Here is a 19,162-nt window from a genome sequence, read left to right on the forward strand (position 1 = left end):
CGAACTCATTATGCAAGACCGTTTAATCAGTGGTTCTGAAAAACCAGAAGATCATTTTGATCGTGCGATTCGCCCAACCTCTCTTGAAGACTATATTGGTCAGCCAGTGGTACGTGAGCAAATGGAAATCTTTATTGGTGCTGCACGAGGTCGTGGTGAAGCACTCGACCACACCTTGATTTTTGGTCCACCGGGTTTAGGTAAAACCACATTGGCGAATATTATCGCACGCGAAATGGGCGGTAATTTAAAATCCACCTCTGGTCCTGTATTGGAACGAGCTGGAGATTTAGCGGCGATGCTGACCAATTTGGAAGAAGGCGATGTCCTTTTTATTGACGAAATCCATCGTCTATCCCCTGTTATTGAAGAGATTCTTTATCCGGCAATGGAAGATTACCAATTAGATATTATGATTGGTGAAGGTCCTGCTGCCCGCTCAATTAAATTAGATTTACCACCTTTCACTTTAGTTGCAGCAACAACGCGTGCGGGGCTACTCACCTCGCCTTTACGTGACCGCTTTGGGATTGTTCAACGTTTAGAATTCTATTCTGTTGAGGACTTAACCTATATTGTCACTCGTTCGGCAAACTTGATGGATGTTCCGATTACCAAAGAAGGTTCAACTGAAATCGCTAGACGTGCACGTGGTACGCCACGTATTGCCAATCGTTTATTACGTCGTGTTCGAGATTATGCGCAAGTGAAAGGCACGGGTGAAGTGACTCAAGAGATGGCACAACGTGCTTTAGACATGCTTAATGTAGATAAAGATGGTTTAGATACTTTAGACCGTCGTTATCTCAGTATGTTACTTGAGCGTTTTGAAGGTCGTCCAACAGGTGTTGAAGCTTTAGCAGCCGCGATGGCTGAAGATAGCGGAACACTTGAAGATGTAATCGAACCTTATTTAATCCAACAAGGTTATGTCATGCGTACTGCACGTGGTCGTATTGCAACAAATATGGCTTATTTACAGTTTGGTATGACACCACCTGAATAAAGACATTATAAAATGCGCTTTTATGGAAAAGTAACATAATATAAAATTTCGCATCTTAATATAAAATACATGTTTTCTTGCTATAATTACGTAGTTAAAAGAAATAAACTTTCATTTTAACTACATAAAATCTAATACATTAAGGTAAGAAAATGACGAATAAAATATTGGCTTCTGTTTTATGCTCTGGGGCATTATCATTAACAGCATGCGGTGGTGGAAGCAGCGACAGTACAAATAACCAAACAAAAAATGATAGTAAAGAAAAACTAGATTATAATAAATCAGAAACTATCGACATCATTAATGAACCTGTGGTAAATCTTTCCAATCAATCTGAAAATTTACTACTTAATATTGCAGTACTTGCTGATGGAGCTTATGCGCGAGCCACTGCGATTGACTCTAAGTTACCCTGCATATCTGGTACAGCAACAGTGAATACAGACAATAGCGTAACGCTCAATAACTGTAAGCTCATGGCTGATAATACAGGAACGACGATCTCGGTTTCAGGTAATATCCAGTCTAATACTGCAAAATCAGGTACCTCAACCAAAAGTGAGCTTACCTTGACAAATATGAATATTGACACGGCCGATGAATCAATTTCAGTCAATGGTAAATTAAAATATACATATACAATTATTAGTGACAACTTAACTCAAAGCTTATTTGAATCTAATCAAGCCACTTACAAGTTCATAGATAAAACAAATAACAACAGTATTTATCAATATACTCTAAACAATTATGCACTCACTTCAAATTTCAATGCATCTACTGGCAACATAGAAGATATAGCGAAAGGACAATTAAGTGGCGAAATTAGAGGTAAGGTTTTCTCTGTAAACTTTAACTCTAATTTTAAATTTTCAACAGAAAGTGATTTTTATGCTTTAAAGCCAAGTGCTGCAAAAGTTGAAATCGTTGATCTCTATAATCAACAAAATACCATATCAATTACTCAAACAATTGGTGGTCAAGCATTAGTGAGTGCTTATGCCAATGCAAAACTTGTACAAGGTTATCCAAAAACAGTTGATTGGAACGAGTTGTAATAATTGTTGTTCACCTTCCACTTTAAGCCCTAATCATTAGGGCTTAATTTTTCAATGATCTAGCAATATGTTATTTATTACTATTCCCATCCTATCATTGACGCAATATCATTCCCTCAATTGCTCGCAGTATGCAGAAATAGGTTAAGGATATGGCTAATCATTTTGAATTTAATATTCGTGTATATATTGAAGATACAGATGCAGGTGGTATCGTTTACCATGCCAATCACATTCGTTTTATGGAACGCACACGCACTGAATGGTTACGTGCAGCAGGCATCGATCACTACTGGCATCAACAAGACTACAACTTCGTTGTACATCAAATTCAGGTGAAATATGTACGCCCTATATTAATGGACGATTTAATTACCGTTACAGCACGTGTTATTTCGTGTAAAGCCGCGTCTTTTGTGTTGCAACAAAATATTTATCGTGGTGAAATCTTGCTTGCTTCAGGTGAGGTTACGTTGGCATGTTTAAACAAAGAGTTAATGCCACGTAGACTTCCTGAAGAAATACGTGATCTGATTCAAAAAGAATTAGCACAGGACTAAAAATAAACTTTCGGCACTCAACTTATGGCAACTAATTTAGAATCTTCTCTACATATTTCTGACCTGATTTTACAAGCCAGCCCAGTCGTGCAATTGGTCATGTTGATCTTATTACTAGCGTCAATTTTCAGCTGGTACTTAATTGCCAAATTACATATGGGTTTTAAAAAAGCAGCTCAAGATGATGAGCATTTTCAAAAAATGTTCTGGTCAGGTGCCGAATTAAACACGCTCTACAATAATGCTCAGTTAAACTCGAAACGTAGTGGCCTAGAAGATATTTTTTATCAAGGTTTAGGTGAGTTTTTTAAACTACAAAAACGCAAAGCAGATACCAATCAAACCATTGAAGGTACTGAACGTATTCTTCGTGTCGGTCTAAGTCGTGATCAAGGCGGTTTAGAACAAGGTTTAGGAGCGCTTGCGAGTATTGGTTCTGTTGCGCCTTATATCGGCTTATTCGGTACGGTTTGGGGCATTATGAATGCCTTTATTGGCCTTGCTGCCGTTGATCAAGTTACTTTGGCAACCGTAGCACCGGGTATTGCTGAAGCACTTATTGCAACGGCAATCGGTTTATTTGCAGCAATTCCTGCTGTGCTGGCTTTTAACCACTTCACAGCGAAAGGTGAATCTATTTACTCAGATCGTGCGTTATTCGCAGAAGAAATGGTCGCTCTTTTACAGCGTCAAGCGATTGGATCGACACAGGAAGATGCATAATGGCAATTCAACGATCTGGGCGTTTTGAACGCATTAAAAAACCACTGAAAAGTGATATGAACGTTGTACCCTATATTGACGTTATGTTGGTACTTTTAGTCATTTTTATGGTCACTGCACCTATGATTACCAACGGCATCAAAGTTGATTTGCCCCAAGCGAATAATAATCCTATCGAATCGAAAGACATGCCTGCAATGGTAACGATTGGCAAAGATGGCAATATTTATTTGCAATACCAAGATCATAAAGATAGTGAACCTCTTTCACTTGAGCAGCTTGAAGCTATTTTGAGTGATGCTCAAAAGCAAGCGGAACAAGAAAATAAACAACTCACCGTATTAGTAAATGGTGATAAATCTCGCCCCTATGGTGAGGTTGTATCACTCATGGCTAGTTTACAAGAAACCGGTTTAACTCAAGTTGGTTTACTGACAGAGCCATTAAAGTAAGTTATGAAAAAATTTCAAGAGCCACCTTTTAAACAAAATGCAATTGCGCTAGGTTTTACCCTTGGGGTACATGCAATTGCGATTGTTGGCTTGCTTTTCTTAGGTCTAAGTAAACCGCCTGAGCAACCGAAAAAACTGACGACTGTTCTCATCAAGCCAGAAGATTTACCACCACCGATGGCAAAACCTGTAGAACAGGAAACGACTGCTGAAAATCAAGCGGAAGAAATATTAAGCCCTGTTGTAGATAATACTCAACCTGAAAATGTTCCTGTCACTCCACCAACGCCTACTGCACAGCAACTCGCTGATGCAAAACAAAAAGCAAAAGAAGCAGCCCAAGCAAAACAAGCAGAAGAACAACGCAAAATTGCCGAAAAACAACGTGCAGATGAAGAAGTAAAACGTCAAACAGAACAAGCTACTGCTGATAAAGCTGCAAAAGACAAAGCCGCTGCCGATAAAGCTGCAAAAGACAAGGCCGCTGCCGATAAAGCTGCTAAAGACAAAGCCGCTGCTGATAAAGCTGCTAAAGACAAAGCCGCTGCTGATAAAGCTGCAAAAGACAAAGCTACTGCTGATAAAGCTGCTAAAGACAAAGCCGCTGCTGATAAAGCTGCTAAAGACAAAGCCGCTGCCGATAAAGCTGCAAAAGACAAAGCCGCTGCCGATAAAGCTGCTAAAGACAAAGCCGCTGCTGATAAAGCTGCTAAAGACAAAGCCGCTGCTGATAAAGCTGCAAAAGACAAGGCCGCTGCTGATAAAGCAGCTAAAGACAAAGCCGCTGCCGATAAAGCTGCGAAAGACAAGGCCGCTGCTGATAAAGCTGCAAAAGACAAAGCCACTGCCGATAAAGCTGCAAAAGACAAAGCTGCTGCCGATAAAGCTGCGAAAGACAAAGCCGCTGCTGACAAAGCATCAAAAGACAAAGCTGCCGCTGATAAAGCTGCAAAAGACAAAGCCGCTGCTGATAAAGCTGCAAAAGATAAAGCAGATGCCGAAAGAGCCGAAGCAGATGCAAAAGCCGCTGCTGCTAAAAAGGCAGAGCAAGAGGCAGCTCAGAAAAAGGCAGATTCGAAAAAAATTGCTTCGACTGCCAAACGTGATTTCACAAATAAAATTGAAAGAGCTTGGAATGTCCCTTCTGGTTCAACAGGACAAAAAGCAACAGCCCGTGTAACACTTAGTGATAGTGGTGCTGTTTTATCTGTGATTGTAAATTCTAGTGATCCCGATGTAAAAGCAAGTGTAGAAGCCGCTGTTCGAGCCGCTGCTCCTTACCCTATGCCAGATGACCCTGATGCACGCCGTGAAGCAAGAAGCTTTACTTCTAGCTTTACTGCAAAACAGTAATGAATAGTTAACGTTACATGCTTTTAATAGAACAAAGCCTGTAACTATGTTAAATAATCAACAGCCACAAAAATACGAACATAAGTAATTGTAACTATGGACAAGACTCGTAAACACCTCATCTCCTTAGCAGTTTTGACTGCTATTAGCGCAATTGTTCCAACAGCAACTTTTGCACAACTTCACCTTGAAATTGCAAAAGCACCCGAACAAGCGCCAAAAATTGCAATTATCCCTTTTACAAATGACAGTGCGATTTATCCAATCATTGAAAATGATTTAAATCGTTCAGGTCGATTTACAAGTGCATCGCAAAACTTACCTGCAACTGCAAGCATCAACCAAATCCAAGCTGGTGATTGGCAAAATGCTGGTGTGCCATATGTGGTGGTTGGTCAAATTAAAACCATCGATGCGAATACATTTGAAATCCATTACCAACTCTATGATGTACAAAAACAACAATACTTATTAAATGAAGTGCTGACTGTACCAAGCTCTCGTGTTCGTCAAGCTGGGCATATGATCAGTGATGCGATATATCAAGCACTGACTGGTATTGCGGGTGATTTTAGCGGTCGTATTGCCTATGTATTACGCAATCCAGAAACCCCTGCTCAACGCTATACATTACAAATTGCTGATACGGATGGCGAACAACCTAAAACGGTACTGTCATCACGAGATCCAATCCTTTCTCCAACATGGGCACCTGACGCTAAAAAAATTGCTTATGTCTCTTTCGAAACTAAACGTCCTGCAATTTACATTCAGGATTTAGCAACGGGTCAACGTGAGGTTTTAGCGAGCTTCAAAGGCTTAAATGGTGCACCAAGCTTCTCGCCCGATGGGCAATCTATGTTGTTCACAGCATCTATGCATGGTAATCCTGAAATTTATCAGATGAATTTAAATACGCGCCAACTACAGCGTATGACCAATGACTCAGCGATTGATACCGAAGCACGTTATGCACCTGATGGAAAATCATTTATTTTCACCTCAGATCGTGGCGGTTCTCCTCAAATTTATCGCTACAGTTTTGATGATAGTTCAGTTAAACGCCTTACCTTCAAAGGTGCATTTAATGCACGCGGCACGTTAAGTGCTGACGGTAAAAAAATTGCTTTAGTTCATCGACCAAGTGGCAGTAATTACAAAGTCGCATTACAAGATATTAATACAGGGATCACTAATATATTGACACCAACCAGTCTGGATGAGTCACCAAGTTTCTCTCCGAATGGGCAGATGGTTGTTTATGCAACACGTGAAGGTAACCGCGGCTTACTCTCTATTATGTCTACAGATGGTCGTTTCCGTATGAATTTACCAAGCGAACAAGGTGAAGTCCGTGAACCCGCTTGGGCACCAAAATAAATTTGATTGATTGGAGAATCACATGAATATTAAATACCTAACAGTTCCACTCTTAGCTGCGACGATTGCTTTCACGGGTTGTGCGAGTCGTAAACCTGCTGCTGAAATCACAGCAGGCAATACAGCACCTAATACGTCAACCACGGTAAGCACTGACGGACTAAGTGAAGATGCTGCATTAAATGCACAGAACTTGGCTGGCGCTTCATCAAAAGGGGTAACTGCTGCGAACAAAACATTTTTAGCGAAACGTGTTGTTCACTTTGATTACGATAGCAGCGATCTATCAAATGATGACTATCAAACACTTCAAGCACATGCACAGTTCCTCGTTGCAAATGCCAATTCTCGGGTGGCATTGACAGGTCACACGGATGAACGTGGTACGCGTGAATACAATATGGCTTTAGGTGAGCGTCGTGCAAAAGCGGTCGAAAGTTTCTTGATTACCAATGGTGTCAACCCACAGCAGTTAGAAGCCGTGAGCTACGGTAAAGAAGCACCTGTAAACCCGGGTCATGACGAAGCAGCGTGGAAAGAAAATCGTCGCGTAGAAATTAATTATGAAGCAGTGCCACCATTATTAAAATAATGTTCGGATTTGCAATAAAAATGCTCACAATGTGAGCATTTTTATTTTGATTAAGATGAAGATTTTTGCTTCGACTGAGGTTGCATCGACTCAATCATATCGTGCTTATTAAATTCTTTATACTCAGGCTTCGCTTCATACTCTTTCCAAGCATCTTTCACACTTTCTTTCGAAATCGTATCTAAGCTAATCGATTCACTTGGCGTAGGGGTAGCTTCAAAATTTTTGGTTGACATCGTTCCTCTCCAAACTTCCTGTCTAGTATGCAATCAACATAGCATGTAATAGAATGCTTGTAATCACAAAAGCAACATAAATAAATTAAGATAATTTTTATTTTTCGAGCGATCTCATCTAGAATAGCGACATTCTTTTTATCAATTTTTGATGCGGCTAAATCGGAGCAATTCAATATGTCAAACCTTACATTATCCCAATATTTAGAACAACAAAAAGGGAATTTGACACCAGAATTGGCACAAGTCATTGAAACAATCGCGGCAACATGCCAAACCATTGACCAAGCACTACAAAAAGGCGCTTTAGCTGGTATTTTAGGCAGTGCTGGCAACGAAAATGTACAAGGTGAAACTCAAAAGAAATTAGATGTCATTTCTAACGACTATCTTATTGATGCATTAAAAGCGCATCCGCAAGTAGGTGGATTAGCTTCTGAAGAATTGGATGATTTCACACCTGCCCAAGAAAATGGCAAATATTTAGTGTTATTCGATCCACTCGATGGTTCAAGCAACATCGACATCAACATGTGTGTTGGCACAATTTTCTCTATTCTTCCCGCTAAAAATGCAGTCACTCAATCTGCAGATTTTATGCAAGCGGGTACTGAGCAAGTGGCGGCTGGTTATGTGCTTTATGGTCCTTCGACCATGTTAGCGCTTACCGTAGGTGCAGGTGTTGTATTCTTTACTTTCGATCCAACCACTCAAACCTTCCTACTTACTACGGATCAAGTACAAGTTTCAGTAGATACACAAGAATTCGCTATCAACTCATCAAATCAACGTCATTGGGAAAATCCAGTGAAACGCTATATTGACGAACTTTTAGCGGGTAAAACATCAGTCCGTGAAAAAGATTTCAATATGCGTTGGGTTGCATGCATGGTGGGTGATATTCACCGCATCTTATGCCGTGGCGGCATCTTCCTCTACCCTTATGATCTCAAAGATCCTAAAAAAGCAGGTCGTTTGCGTTTAATGTATGAAGCAAATCCAATGAGCATGTTAATTGAACAAGCTGGTGGTGCCTCTACGACAGGACGTGTTCGCATTATGGATATTCAACCAACAGAATTACACCAACGTGTTCCTGTTATAATTGGCTCTAAAAATGAAGTGGAACGCGTAACAAGCTACCACTAATTACTTTTATATTCAGGGCATTATTATCATCTTATAATGCCCTTTTGGATCTTTATATTATGGCTGTTATTTTTCTAGAATCAAAAGACAATGCAAAAATCAAACATTTGCGTGGGCTGATCGAACTCAATAGTGCTCGAAAGAAACATCAGCAAACTGTTCTAGAAGGTACTCATCTGTGTTTAGCATGGCTACAACAACATAAAAAAATCTTTTCATTATTTACGACTGAACAAGCTCTCGATCATCCTGAATTACAAAAGGTGATTGAATTACACCAGGGACATATTTTTGTCATTAGTGAAGTACTGTATAAAGATTTAAGTACTTTAGGTACAACTCTGCCTTGTTTAGCAATTGTCGATCTCCCTAAAACATCATTAACAATTGATTTTAAAGCTGATACCTTAATCTTAGAAAATGTGCAAGACCCTGGAAATGTTGGTACGCTATTGCGTTCGGCTGCCGCAGCCAACATTAAGCAAGTAATTTGTACGCAAGGTTCAGCTTCTCTTTGGTCCCCACGTGTATTACGCGCAGGAATGGGTGCCCATTTTAGCGTACATTGTTTTGAGAATTTTCAGTTAACCGACATTCTTCCCAAGTTTCAAATTCCTGTGTTTGTAACGAGTTCACATCGTTCAACCAGCTTGTATAGCAAAGATTTAAAGCAAGCATGTGTTTGGATTTTAGGTAATGAGGGACAAGGTGCAAGTGACTATGCCCTAGAACATGCTCAGGCTGTTACTATTCCTCAACCGGGCGGGCAAGAATCTTTAAATGTTGCCATCGCTGGATCAATTTGCTTTTTTGAAATGGTTCGCCAGCGCCAATAAAACGTTAAATTATTTTAAATACGATTTTTTTAATGAAAAAATCCATTACACTCATAAAATAATTGCTTAAGTTGTCAACGCATCCACCATTTTCAACGTTATATAATTAATGAATTGAAATAATGGTGGGTATCCATGACAGGATTTTCCATCTCTATGGATTTAGCACCGAAACAGGCTCGAACTGAAAATGGTACTGATTGTAGTACTGTTGAACAACGTCTGCGTTTTTTTATGCAAGACGTTACAGGTCGTGCACTTGTGATGATGGAAAGTGCAACTCAGGGACAACAAGGCATTGCAATGGATTTGGTACAAGAAGCCTTTATTTCATTGCATAAATCGTATTCAGATAAAAGTATTGAAGAATGGTATCCATTGTTTTATACCATTTTAAATAACAAATTACAGGATTGGAGGCGCAAAGAAGCACGTCGAGCAACTCCTTTCTCATTATTCAAAAAAATTAGCTTAGACGATGATGAGGAAATTATTGATGCGGTAGATGAATCTACCCCCAATCCATTCGAATTTCTGAACCAAGAAGTCACAATGGATGAAATTCAGGCTGCCATCAACCAATTACCAGTACGTCAACAGCAAGCATTTATGTTAAGAGCTTGGGAAGGTTTTGATACGGCAACCACCGCTCAAATTATGAATTGCAGTGAAGGTAGTGTAAAAACCCATTATCATCGTGCAATCCAAGGGCTTAGAATTGCTTTAGAGCATTTAAATCCACATACGGGAGGGTCATCAAATGAATAAAGATGAGTTCACTAAATCAGTGACTTCCAAACTCGATCAACTAGCAAAAGAGCAACATCACAAAAAAATGTTAGTGATGAACCATGTTCTAGATACTGTTCAAAAGAAACCAACCTCTTATTATAGTCTGTGGAAAATGGGAGGCTTTGCTTTAGCAGCAGCTCTCACTGGTATCGTTGTATTACCAAGCTCTCTACAACTGAACGATAAGCCACAAAGTCAGGTCGTTGTAAATCCAAAACTTTCACCGCAAATGGTTGAAGATATGGAAATGTTGATGGTACTTGGTGAGGATAAAGTTCCACATGGCAGCTAAGAAAATAGCAATTGTTGTGTGTACACTCAGCTTACTTCAAACAAGTTTTGCTGGTTCTGAGCGTTTTTGGGTGTTCTCAAAATCAAATAAACCAACTACAGAAGAAGCTTGGGATGATTTATCTCCAGAAGAACAACGTGTTCTTATTCAACGTTATCAAAGTTTAAAAGAAATTCCAACTGATCAGGGCTCTCAGCTTCAACAAAGAATGGAATGGTTTACTCAGCTTCCAGAAGATGAAAAACAAAAAATGCGTAATGTTTGGCAAAAACTGGGAACTCAGGAACGGAACACTTTGCGTAAACGTATGCAAAATGCCAGTGCCGAAGATAAAGTGAACATCCGTGAAGAATATTTAAGCAAATATTCTGAACACTAATTACTTTTAAATATTACTCTTTAGTTGTATACATTTAATTTATAATTTGAACATATAAAAAAGAGCGCTTTAAAAGCGCTCTTTTTTATTCAATCTTATTTTTTATAACGACGATATGCTAGTAAACCCAACAAACCTAATGCAGAGAAGATACCCATACTTCCTCCGCCGCTTTTCGCAGGTCGAGAATCATCCGAGGTAGTTGCTGTACTAATCACGTTTACAGTTGCTAAATTTGAAAGTTTTGGTGTTTCATCATTATCATAAACTTGATAATTAAACGAATAATTAAATGGATTAAAAGTATTTACTTCTTGAATATAAATATTTCCACCATAACACGTTTCTTTTTGATCAGGCGGAGGACATTTACCTTTACGATCAGCAGTAACTATTAGATTTTTTGTTGGGACATTCGATAATCTTATCGGTAATTCTAACCCATCTTCATTTATCCAAAAGTCTGACTTATTAGGTTTTGTTTCAGGACCTTTACCACCTGGGCCTGTATCACCTGCATCGTTAGCTAGTTCTAAAAGATTCAATTTTGCGATTTCTTTTTGCTGATACTTTAATGTCACAGATGTATCTTTAGCTTCAGGTGCTTGATTTGTAAATGAGGCCTTAATTAAACCTTTTGTTTGTATTGTATGATCATTTTTATATGTGATGGTATAACTACACAAAGCTTGTTCACCATCTTGTGTAATCGTATCATCTTTTCTATATACAACAATTTGTTGAATCTCAGGGACCCAAGTACATACTAAATTGCTATCTTCACGAGAATTTAGTTGACCATTAACAACTGAACCAACCCCAACCGTATCAACTTTAATATCATATAATTCTGGGCTGAAAAAATCTAAATGATGACTATCATCTTCGTGTGGTAATGGAAGTTGAAATGATTGTAAGTCAATATAAATAGCCCGATATTTTAAATTTTCTTTTTTATCATAATATTCAACCAATTTTTTATATGGTTCTAATCGGTATTTATAGTAGGTAAGATATTCTGGATCATTTGGGTTTTTAACTAGATTATCAAAAAAATCATTCTGAACCTTATAATTACTTATTAATTGACTCAATGATCGATTAGTAATACTGTCAATATCACCTGCAGTTAATTTCATCAATTCTACAGAACCAATATCACATGTATTTTTTGCTTCCGGCTGATAAAATAATACTCCATCAGCAAGACGAGCTAATCCTCTTTGGTCATATTCACTACAACCAGTTGTACCTTCACCACTTACATTCACTAAATCCTGCTTATCGACTCCTGCTTGTGTTATTCTTTTTGGATAATACATTGGTAAAAAAGCAGTATATTGAGATGCTGGGGCCATTGAACTTAATACAGTATCCATAGGAACATTGGTTAAATCAATGTTTGTTGTATTATCTTTATATACCTCTGCGGGTAAATCACATTTGCCATTATTTAATAATGAAAATGCATTATAGATAGCACCAATTCCCACATTCTCTTCTTTTGAAGCATCACCCAACAAATAACGACAAGAATATGCTCCTGAATTATAAGCAATTATATTAAAAAGCAAAGTCTTTATACCAATCTTATCATATAGAAAAGTTGTATATGCTTTATTTTCTACAATAGTGTTACTTGTTAGTGCTAATGCACTACCGCTACTTAATATTGTTGAATTGTTTTGATCTTCAGATCCAGCTTTTGTATCACCACTAAATTTTATTAAATTTCCTTTGACAGAGTTAGCGGTATTCTGAGCAATCGTATTTGCTTCCAATTCTGCTTTAGGTAGACCACAGAACTCCATCATACTTAATGAAGTATCCGATCCATTTTTTATCAGACTACTTGCTGTAAAACTTATATTTCTTTCCGAATATAGATTATCATTCTTACAAGCCATTGCAATTACACTACCAATTGTAGCGTCATTACCTTCAAATAAACTTTTAGAAATTGTAGCCGAAGCAGCTATTCCAGCTAGATAAATTGCCCCACCTGCACCAGTAGTTGCTTTAGAGTTTAATACCTTAATACTTTGCAAGGTAATATTTGCACCAGCATAAATTGCACCACCATTTCCCTGATTAGGCGCAACACCATTCGCAAGTATTAAATTCGTTAAAGTTAAAGGGTTCTTACCAGCAGTTGTATTAAAAATTCGAGAATTCTCTGCTTTGATAGTAGTCTTAATTTCAACTTGTGCAGGATATTGATTTGACACATCATTAATTAGAACATTTTTTTCATTCCAATTAGCTGGGGCTGCTCCCCATATTCTCACTTCTGAGTCAGGTGTTAATTCACTTTTTAACGTATATTCACCCGCTTCTAATTGGATATCTTGAGTATTAGAATAAATATCTGCAACAACACAACCATGTGCAGATACACGCGTTTTTGCAACCTCTAAGGCTTCTCTGATTGAACAAAGAGAATCTTCTTTATTTTCATCATTAAAGGTAGTCACTTTAATTGGTGCTGTTGCACTATTTGTTGCAGCTAACAATGGCATAGCTGAAACAACCATTAACGCTAATAAGGTTTTCTTATAATTTTTCATCTCATTTATCATCCTTGATTATGATTTAAAACGTCTCAATCCAATTAAACCAAACACCATTAAGATCCATCCAAAATCCATGCTGCCAACATTTACAGTTTTACTTTGAAAATTATTTGGCGGATCTTGGACAATTGTCGTAGGAATATCAATATAATAATTTGAAGGGTCATTAAGCCTAGTGATTGTAGTGATTACACGGATATTAAATTTATCTGCACCATGCCAATTACCATTTGGCACATAGACAATATTCCCTTTTGAATCTATTGTTAATTTACCTTTTGACTTTGTTTCAGTCTGTTCAATATTAAGACAACCTGATTGCCATGGTAATCCGTTAGCATCTGTATCACTCTTAAATATTATTTTACACGCCTCAGGATCAACTAATTCACCATCCAATAAACTATTCGCAATACTAAACTTTGCGATTTGTCCATATAGAATATCTTGCCCAGCAATTTCTACATCATTACGATTTACTACCAACTCAATCGCACCTAGATCACATAGTTCACTATAAACACTGCGCGCTTTACCTCGTTGATCAGAAGTTTCACAACTAATAGCTCCCTTGTTTGTCCCATCGCTAAAAATCCTCCCCTTATTAATGATTAGAGAGTCAGACAATGAATTATAAGAAGTTAATAATCTTGGTTGAAAAAAACCTAACATTTGATCTTTGGGAGTCGTATAAGGACATAATAATCCTTTGTCCTGAGGTAAATCACAATCCCCCTCCACTTGTCCACCTGCAATCAAATCAGTGTTTAATAGAAAATTTGGCAGTCCAGCGGGTGCATTACGATTGCAATCCACCTCTGTCAAATTACTTTGAATAACCGAAGAATCATTACTATCTGCAACACAGTTTTTATTATTTTTAGCTATGATACTATTTGAAATAAACGCACCATTCTCTAATTCAGCAGGTTTTGTGTCAGTAGCAGGGGTTGAAATCCATTTCGGAGCTTGCAAATATAGTCCAGCATCATTATAAATCATCGTAATATTATTGATGACCATTCCCCCTCGAATATTTGCTACATAGCCTCCCTTATTATTAAAAATGGTTGAATTTCTGAGTCCAAAAACTCTCAACAAGAGTGCATTCGAGATTGCGGTATCACTATAAGCATTTTGTACATATAAAATACTTCCATTTGCTTTTACTTCATTATTCTTTATCACTGATTGAGTAATAATATAACGAGGAACCTCACTATAAATGACCGCCCCCTGATCAGCTTTATTACCTTCAAAAATAGTATTACTTACACTAACAACACCTGCAGTTTTCTTGTCAGATAGTAAACCTTTATTATAAATAGCACCGCCTAAACTTGCATTACCATCCATCAATCTAGAGTATTGAATTGTTAATATTTCACGATTTAGAATCAAGCCACCTTCGACTACTTTCTGCGATGACCCTTTAAGATTCAGCTCTTTTAAGCCCACTGATAAAAGTTCATTTTCTACATTATTATCATCTATAATAAAAACACTTTCCGAACCCAACATTTTAATAGTAGCATTATTTAAACCTTGCTTATTATCATTAAAATCAGTACTGGAAGCAGTATTAATAGTCATCGATGCTTTAATTTGTATTGCCTTATTTAGAGTGTACTCTTTATCACGTTCTAGAATAATAATCGATGAAGCATCCTTATTACCACAACCATGATAACCGTTTTCAAATTCTTTTTGAGCACGATTATTTAAGAATGTTACAGCTTCACGTAATGAACAAACGGTATCATCTTTGTCTTCATCAACTAATGTTGTAACTTGAATATCCGCAGAATATACATGTCCAGTAATCGCAAATAAAGCGCAGGCAAGCGTCCGTTTGAGCATACCGTTCTCCTTCTATTTTCATTTTTCTTAGTATTGCAAACTACAAATTTGCAACCACATTCCTTTGTGCGTACTTTGTCATAGCTGTCAAAATTACTCAAGAAATTTTATGCGATTAGTGATATTCATCAATCAGAGCAAAAATTTGCTTAATCGTCGTATTTGAGAGCTTTGTTTTCTCACCTTTCAACATCTTTTCAAGTTGGGCAAGTGTCTGTAATAAAATGGAAGCTTGATGTGGCCCATTACTCAACAAATAATCAATAATTTGTTGGTCAAAATGAATTCCTCGCCTCGTCATAACAGAGTGTAATAAAGCCTGTCGATCTGTATATGAGCTTCCATTTGGCACTTTGACACTGACCGCTTGAGTCAGTCTCGACTGTAAGTCAGGTAATTCTAATTTTAATTCTATCGGTGCTACACGAGATGAAAAGACCAGTTGTCCCTCATGATTATTCATTAAATGAAAAACAGCTTTTTGCCAATGAGGTACACCACTAATTGCATCAATATCATCTAATGCCACTAAATCATAAAACTCTAATGAAGTAATCGCTTCAATTGGTGCATCTAATAATTCTAATAATGAGACTTTTATTGCACGACGACCCAATTCCAAATATGAATCACAAATTGCAGAGAGTAAATGGCTTTTACCAGTACCAGCACCGCCATAAACATAAAAGCGATTTACCAGTCCAGTATGTAACTGTCGTATCGCATCAACTACATGACCCCACCCTGGCCCCGAAAAATCGCTAATTCGCGCATCGAGCTGTGGTTCTATATCGAGTTGTAGTTGACGCATATCGTTAATTTGTTCCTCAATTACTTTAGATCATTTGAATGTGAAGTTTCGCTATCTTGAGAGTTTTTAATCTCAATATCAAGTTCTACATCACCAGCATCCACATTTATACGTTGAATTTCACCATGTTGAATACTGACCTCAATTGGAGATCCGTAAAATCGACTTTTTTCGTAATTATCTCTTGCGTGTTTAAGTAACACGACGATAACAGCCGCTACAGGCAAAGCAATCAGCATCCCTAAAAAACCACCCAGTTGAGCACCAGCTAGTACCGCAAATACAACAGCAACAGGAGATAGACCAATTTTGTCACCAAGTAAGAAAGGCTGCAAAATATATCCTTCCACCATTTGCCCAATCATAAATACAATACCCACTAAAAGTAACTGCATCCAATCAAGACCAAACTGGAATAATGAAGCAATCACGGCTGCGATAATACCAACACCAAAGCCTAGATAAGGGATAATACTGGCCAAACCAGCAATCATTCCAATAATTAAACCCACTTCTAAACCAATGATTTGCAGGCCAACGGCATACACTATTCCTAATAGCAGCATTACGAGGAACTGACCTTTAACAAACGCTCCAAGCACGCTATGACATTCACGAACAATGACTAAAGTTGATTCTTCATATGGACGAGGTATTAAACGACGCATACTTTGCAACATTCTTTCCCAATCAAGTAAGAAATAGAATGAAATGATAGGAATCAAAATAAATACGCCACCTAATTGAATAAAATTCAAACCAGATTGTGCTAAACGTAAAGCCATGGCTTGAATACTATCTGCACTGTAATTCGTTTGAATGTATTCCATAATTGCTTTAGAAATCTGTTCTGTATCCAACTCCATTGGAACAACATTAAAAGTATGGGATACCCAAGGTAGAAATGTCGCATTTACCCAATGTATACCTGCTGGAATACTATCTCGCGCATAGATTAATTGCTTCCAAACCAATGGGACAAGGAACCATAAAACAACTGTTAAGGTTACGCCAATCCCAACAAAGACGAGACTGATCGCCAACCAGCGAGGTAATTTAATTTTTACAAGGACATCTACAAGGGGACTAAAGAGATAGGCAATAAAAAAAGCGCCAACAAATGGTAATACAACTGGTTTTAATAGATACAACACCCAAAGTAGTAATGCGAGTCCTGCGAGGATAAAGATACGACGTAGTACCTGATCTTGCATAAAATCTAGCCTTTTTTCGTGTAATCGTTATAAATGGGAAAAAAATTTAATTAAAGATAGCATTTTCGAGCATAAATAACATAAGAGTTTCGTATATTCAGGTTATAATCTGCCGCCAATGCGGAGACTTCACTATGAGCAACTCAACTTCTACCCCAAATACTGGTTTAAGCTATAAAGATGCGGGCGTCGACATTGAAGCGGGCGACGCACTGGTCGATCGTATCAAATCTGTCGCTAAGCGTACCACTCGTCCGGAAGTCATGGGCGGTTTAGGTGGTTTTGGCGCACTATGCAAAATTCCAAAAGGCTATGAAGAACCTGTATTGGTTTCTGGCACAGACGGCGTAGGTACAAAATTACGTTTAGCGTTAAATCTAAATCGTCACGACACGATTGGTCAAGATCTTGTTGCAATGTGTGTAAACGATTTACTTGTTTGTGGTGCTGAACCATTATTTTTCCTAGACTACTATGCAACAGGTCATTTGAATGTTGATGTTGCAGCAAATGTAGTAACGGGTATTGGTAAAGGTTGTGAACTTGCTGGCTGTGCACTTGTTGGTGGTGAAACTGCTGAAATGCCAGGTATGTATGAAGGCGAAGATTACGATCTTGCTGGTTTCGCTGTTGGTGTAGTTGAGCATAGTAAAATTATTGATGGCACTAAAGTAAAATCTGGTGATGTACTTATCGGGGTTGCATCAAGTGGTGCGCACTCTAATGGTTACTCATTACTACGCAAAATTTTAGATGTTAAGAACGTTGATTTAACTCAAATCGTTGATGGTCGCCCACTTGCAGATGTTGCAATGGAACCAACACGTATTTATGTAAAACCAGTACTTGAACTTTGCAAACAAGTTGATGTTCATGCTATGGCTCACATCACGGGTGGTGGGTTACCGGGTAACTTACCGCGTGTTCTTCCGAATGGCGCTCAAGCTGTAATTGACGAGTCAAGCTGGGAATGGTCTGAATTATTCCAGTTGTTACAACGTGAAGGTAATGTAGAACGCTTTGAAATGTATCGTACATTTAACTGTGGCGTTGGCATGGTAATCGCTGTTGATGCAAGCGAAGCTGATAAAGCCATTGATGTATTAAATACTCAAGGCGAAAAAGCATGGAAAATTGGTTATATCCAAGAAAATGCTGAATCAGTTGAAGGTGCAGACGAAAAAATTCGCGTGATCTTTGCATAATGAGAATTGCTGTCCTTGTCTCAGGCAACGGTAGCAACTTACAGGCCCTGATAGATGCAAATCTGTCAGGGCAAATCATTGGTGTTCTATCAAATAAAGCTGATGCATATGCATTGCAGCGTGCTGAGAAAGCCAATATTGCAACCGCTGTTATTTCACATAAAGATTATCCGAATCGAGAAAGCTTTGACGATGCTATGCATCAGCAATTGCTTGCTTGGGAAATTGACTTAGTTATCCTTGCAGGTTTTATGCGTATTTTAACGCCAAACTTTGTCAGTCAATGGCAAGGTAAAATGTTAAATATTCACCCTTCTCTGCTGCCTTTTTATAAAGGAATTAATACACATCAACGTGTATTAAATACTGGAGATCGCTTGCATGGTTGTACCGTTCATTTTGTCACTGCTGAACTAGATGCTGGACAAAGTATAGCGCAATCCGCCATTCAAGTGAGTTTGCATGATAATGTAGAAAGCCTAGCACAACGTGTGCATGAGCTTGAACACTTCATCTACCCTCAGGTTGCAGAATGGTTATGTAATGGTCAACTCACTTGGACAAATGGTCAAGCATATTTCAATAAAAAACCTTTAGAACGACCAATTCAATTTGCTCAATTCTAAAAATAAAACACATCTTCGGATGTGTTTTTTATAATTCAATTTTTAAATTTTCACTGTTTTTC

20 protein-coding genes are annotated in these 19,162 nt (G+C 38.1%); 15 read left to right on the forward strand and 5 right to left on the reverse strand.

Going from position 1 to position 19,162, the window contains the following annotated elements; genetic code table 11:
- Positions 1-10: 10 nt before the first annotated feature.
- The 8 genes from ruvB to pal all read left to right on the forward strand — a co-directional run bounded on the left by ruvB (position 11) and on the right by pal (position 7,127).
- Positions 11-1,006: a Holliday junction branch migration DNA helicase RuvB gene (gene ruvB / locus HYG88_RS00385; protein ID WP_005161224.1), complete on the forward strand. Its 996-nt coding sequence runs from the start codon at positions 11-13 to the stop codon at positions 1,004-1,006.
- Positions 1,007-1,158: 152 nt separating this feature from the next.
- Positions 1,159-2,067, forward strand: a complete 909-nt coding sequence (locus tag HYG88_RS00390) for a hypothetical protein (RefSeq protein ID WP_005161225.1) — start codon at positions 1,159-1,161, stop codon at positions 2,065-2,067.
- A gap of 152 nt (positions 2,068-2,219) precedes the next feature.
- A complete protein-coding gene (gene ybgC / locus HYG88_RS00395; protein WP_005161226.1) occupies positions 2,220-2,627 on the forward strand; it encodes a tol-pal system-associated acyl-CoA thioesterase in 408 nt (135 codons plus the stop codon).
- A 24-nt stretch (positions 2,628-2,651) separates the two neighbouring features.
- Positions 2,652-3,350 (forward strand): protein TolQ, encoded by a 699-nt coding sequence (gene tolQ, locus HYG88_RS00400; protein ID WP_004661166.1) that lies wholly within the window; start codon positions 2,652-2,654, stop codon positions 3,348-3,350.
- Positions 3,350-3,802: a protein TolR gene (gene tolR / locus HYG88_RS00405; RefSeq protein ID WP_005161227.1), complete on the forward strand. Its 453-nt coding sequence runs from the start codon at positions 3,350-3,352 to the stop codon at positions 3,800-3,802. Before tolQ ends, tolR begins: the two co-directional genes overlap by 1 nt.
- Before the next feature lie 3 nt (positions 3,803-3,805).
- On the forward strand, positions 3,806-5,155 hold the full coding sequence (tolA, locus tag HYG88_RS00410) for a cell envelope integrity protein TolA (RefSeq protein ID WP_178882387.1): 1,350 nt from the start codon (positions 3,806-3,808) through the stop codon (positions 5,153-5,155).
- A 96-nt stretch (positions 5,156-5,251) separates the two neighbouring features.
- A complete protein-coding gene (gene tolB, locus HYG88_RS00415) occupies positions 5,252-6,535 on the forward strand; it encodes a Tol-Pal system beta propeller repeat protein TolB (RefSeq protein WP_005161248.1) in 1,284 nt (427 codons plus the stop codon).
- A 22-nt stretch (positions 6,536-6,557) separates the two neighbouring features.
- Complete coding sequence (gene pal, locus HYG88_RS00420; protein ID WP_005161251.1) at positions 6,558-7,127, forward strand: peptidoglycan-associated lipoprotein Pal; 570 nt, start codon at positions 6,558-6,560, stop codon at positions 7,125-7,127.
- A 50-nt stretch (positions 7,128-7,177) separates the two neighbouring features.
- On the opposite strand, the gene HYG88_RS00425 is transcribed toward pal, so the two are convergent.
- Positions 7,178-7,363, reverse strand: a complete 186-nt coding sequence (locus HYG88_RS00425) for an NF038105 family protein (RefSeq protein WP_005161254.1) — start codon at positions 7,361-7,363, stop codon at positions 7,178-7,180.
- 177 nt (positions 7,364-7,540) lie between these two features.
- Between HYG88_RS00425 and HYG88_RS00430 the strand changes: the two genes are divergently transcribed.
- From HYG88_RS00430 to HYG88_RS00450, 5 genes are all read left to right on the forward strand, one after another.
- On the forward strand, positions 7,541-8,512 hold the full coding sequence (locus HYG88_RS00430; protein ID WP_005161257.1) for a class 1 fructose-bisphosphatase: 972 nt from the start codon (positions 7,541-7,543) through the stop codon (positions 8,510-8,512).
- 59 nt (positions 8,513-8,571) lie between these two features.
- Positions 8,572-9,348 carry an RNA methyltransferase gene (locus tag HYG88_RS00435; protein WP_005161260.1) on the forward strand — a complete coding sequence of 259 codons (777 nt, stop codon included), beginning with the start codon at positions 8,572-8,574 and terminating at the stop codon, positions 9,346-9,348.
- A gap of 156 nt (positions 9,349-9,504) precedes the next feature.
- Positions 9,505-10,116 carry an RNA polymerase sigma factor gene (locus HYG88_RS00440; protein ID WP_005161262.1) on the forward strand — a complete coding sequence of 204 codons (612 nt, stop codon included), beginning with the start codon at positions 9,505-9,507 and terminating at the stop codon, positions 10,114-10,116.
- Entirely contained in the window at positions 10,109-10,432 is a 324-nt protein-coding gene (locus HYG88_RS00445) for a hypothetical protein (protein WP_005161264.1), read from the forward strand. Before HYG88_RS00440 ends, HYG88_RS00445 begins: the two co-directional genes overlap by 8 nt.
- Positions 10,422-10,811 (forward strand): DUF3106 domain-containing protein, encoded by a 390-nt coding sequence (locus tag HYG88_RS00450; RefSeq protein WP_005161265.1) that lies wholly within the window; start codon positions 10,422-10,424, stop codon positions 10,809-10,811. The genes HYG88_RS00445 and HYG88_RS00450 overlap by 11 nt, the downstream gene beginning before the upstream one ends.
- A gap of 95 nt (positions 10,812-10,906) precedes the next feature.
- Here HYG88_RS00450 and HYG88_RS00455 read toward each other — a convergent pair whose 3' ends face one another.
- The 4 genes from HYG88_RS00455 to cxpE form a co-directional block, all read right to left on the reverse strand.
- Positions 10,907-13,378 carry a hypothetical protein gene (locus HYG88_RS00455; RefSeq protein ID WP_005161266.1) on the reverse strand — a complete coding sequence of 824 codons (2,472 nt, stop codon included), beginning with the start codon at positions 13,376-13,378 and terminating at the stop codon, positions 10,907-10,909.
- A gap of 18 nt (positions 13,379-13,396) precedes the next feature.
- Positions 13,397-15,244, reverse strand: a complete 1,848-nt coding sequence (gene rbtA / locus HYG88_RS00460; RefSeq protein WP_005161268.1) for a rhombotarget A — start codon at positions 15,242-15,244, stop codon at positions 13,397-13,399.
- A gap of 115 nt (positions 15,245-15,359) precedes the next feature.
- On the reverse strand, positions 15,360-16,055 hold the full coding sequence (gene hda, locus HYG88_RS00465; RefSeq protein ID WP_004661138.1) for a DnaA regulatory inactivator Hda: 696 nt from the start codon (positions 16,053-16,055) through the stop codon (positions 15,360-15,362).
- A 20-nt stretch (positions 16,056-16,075) separates the two neighbouring features.
- A complete protein-coding gene (gene cxpE / locus HYG88_RS00470; protein ID WP_005161270.1) occupies positions 16,076-17,269 on the reverse strand; it encodes a chloramphenicol efflux transporter CxpE in 1,194 nt (397 codons plus the stop codon).
- Positions 17,270-17,403: 134 nt separating this feature from the next.
- On the opposite strand from cxpE, the gene purM reads away from it, so the two are divergent.
- Complete coding sequence (gene purM / locus HYG88_RS00475) at positions 17,404-18,474, forward strand: phosphoribosylformylglycinamidine cyclo-ligase (RefSeq protein WP_004661134.1); 1,071 nt, start codon at positions 17,404-17,406, stop codon at positions 18,472-18,474.
- Positions 18,471-19,100, forward strand: a complete 630-nt coding sequence (gene purN, locus HYG88_RS00480) for a phosphoribosylglycinamide formyltransferase (protein ID WP_171063585.1) — start codon at positions 18,471-18,473, stop codon at positions 19,098-19,100. Before purM ends, purN begins: the two co-directional genes overlap by 4 nt.
- The last annotated feature ends 62 nt before the right edge of the window (positions 19,101-19,162 follow it).

It is taken from the genome of Acinetobacter sp. SwsAc4 (assembly GCF_013391535.1).
Lineage (GTDB): Bacteria > Pseudomonadota > Gammaproteobacteria > Pseudomonadales > Moraxellaceae > Acinetobacter.